Here is a 2,224-nt window from a genome sequence, read left to right as displayed (position 1 = left end):
AGCGTCGCTCGCCGGACGGCCGGTCACCGAAGCGTCGCTCGCCGGACGGCCGGTCACCGAAGCGCCGCTCGCCGGTCGGCCGGTCCTCGAAGCGTCGCTCGCCGGTCGGCCGGTCCTCGAAGCGTCGCTCGCCGGAGGGGCGGCTGAAGCGCTGCTCGCCCCGGTCGCCGAACCGGCGCTCGCCGCGGCCGTCCCGGTCGAAGGAGCCGCGGTCGCCGAACCGCCGGCCGTCCCGGTCGCCGAAGCGGCGCGGGCCGGACGGGCGGTCGCCGTAGCGGCGGTGCTCCTGCGGCTCCTCGCGGACCGGCACCCCGCTGGGCTCACGCGCGCCGATCAGCTCGGCGAGGGCGGTCGCCGACCCGGACCCGGGTCTCCGCCGGAGCGACGCCGGCCTTCTCCAGCATGGCCAGGGTGGTCCGGCGCTGCTTCGGCAGCACCAGGGTGGCCACCGCGCCCGACTCGCCGGCCCGGGCGGTACGTCCCGCCCGGTGCAGGTAGTCCTTCGGGTCCTTCGGCGGGTCGACGTGCAGCACCAGCGTGACCCCATCGACGTGGATGCCGCGGGCCGCCACGTCGGTGGCGACCAGCACGTTCATCCGGCCCTCACGGAACTCGGCCAGGGTCTTGGTCCGCATCCGCTGGGTCTTGCCGCCGTGCAGCCCACCGGCGCGTACGCCCACCGCGGCGAGCTGCTCGACCAGCCGGTCGACGCCGAGCTGGGTACGCGCGAAGAGCATCGTCCGGCCGGAGCGGGCCGCGATCGAGGCGGCCACCGCGAACTTGTCGTGCGGCGGGATCAGCAGCAGGTGGTGGTCCATGGTGGACACCGACGCGGTCGACGGGGCGGTCGAGTGGGTGACCGGGTCGGTCATGAACCGCTTGACCAGCGAGTCGACGTCGCCGTCCAGGGTGGCGGAGAAGAGCAGCCGCTGCCCGTCCGCCGGGGTCTTCGCCAGCAGCTCGGTGACCTCCGGCAGGAAGCCCATGTCGGCCATCTGGTCGGCCTCGTCGAGCACGGTGATCTCGATGTCGTCCAGGTTGCAGACGCCGCGGGCGACCAGGTCGCCGAGCCGGCCCGGGGTGGCGACGATGATCTCCACACCCCGGCGGAGCGCGTCGATCTGCCGGTCGTACGGCACGCCGCCGACGGCGGTCTTGACGAAGATGCCGACGGCCTTGCCGAGCGGCATCAGCGCGTCGTTGACCTGCATGGCCAGTTCCCGGGTGGGCACCAGGACCAGGGCCCGGGGGTGCAGCGGGCGGGCCCGGTTGCGCTCCGCGAGCCGGGCGATCAGCGGCAGGCCGAAGGCGAGGGTCTTGCCGGAGCCGGTCTGGCCCCGGCCGAGCACGTCGTGGCCGGCGAGGGCGTCCGGCAGGGTGGCCCGCTGGATCTCGAACGGGGTGGTGATGCCCTGGCGGGCCAGCGCGGCGACCAGCTGCCGGGGCAGTCCCAGCGCGGCGAAGTCGGGGGCGTCGACGGCGGCGGGGTTCTCCTGCGCCGGGGTGTCGTGGGCGGACGGGGACGTGCCGGGGTCAGCGAAGGTGGTCAAGAAATGCCTTTCGAGCGGGGCGCATCTTCGCGATGGCCCGCTGCGGCTGAATGCCGCCGAATCGCCCGCAAGATCGCCCATGGGCGCGTGACAGGCGCGCCGGGTCAGTGATCCACCCAAGTGTACGGCGGCGCGGCGAAGCCGCCACCGCACCGCGAGGCCGTAGTGGGCGGGCTCACCATGCTTCCCAGAGCCGTCACCCGCTGATCATCGGCCGGTCATCCCGCTCAGCGCGTCGTTGGCTAGGAACACCACCAGCAGGCTGATCGCGATCAGCAGACCCAGCGACGCGGCCAGCACGATCACCACCTTCGTGTTGCTGGACCGGGTCGTCGGGGCGTCCTCGGCCCAGCCCTGGGCCAGGATGTGCCCGGTCAGCGAGCCGGAGTTCTCCAGCGGGTTGCCCTGCGGGAGCGCCACGGTGGCGAAGCCCGGCCCCTCGGTGCCGCCGTAGGTCGTGCCGCCGTAGGCGGTGCCCGCCAGGCCCGGGCCGTTCTGGTGGGGGAGGGGGCCGGGCCGCCCGCCGGGCAGCGTGCCGACGGGGCGGTCCGCGGCCGGTGGCGCGCTGGTCGGGTACGGGTGGGCGCCGGCGCGCCCGGACGCCGCGGTGGGATTGGTCGGCGGTGGCCAACTCGGCAACGCGGGCGCCGGCACCACCGGGGGGTGCGGAGACC

Annotated in this window: 2 pseudogenes; both read right to left on the bottom strand. The window is 74.9% G+C overall.

Annotated features, from left to right (window positions below):
- Positions 1–1,454, bottom strand: a pseudogene (locus JNW87_RS37900) (DEAD/DEAH box helicase); the annotation flags it as partial.
- Between the two features lie 303 nt (positions 1,455–1,757).
- Positions 1,758–2,224 (bottom strand): annotated as a pseudogene (locus JNW87_RS37895) (hypothetical protein); the annotation flags it as partial.

The organism is Micromonospora sp. ATA51 (genome assembly GCF_016802855.1).
GTDB classification, from domain to species: Bacteria; Actinomycetota; Actinomycetes; order Mycobacteriales; family Micromonosporaceae; genus Micromonospora; species Micromonospora sicca.
Note: the sequence above shows the minus strand (reverse complement) of the source record. Positions and strands in the feature narration are given on the sequence as shown.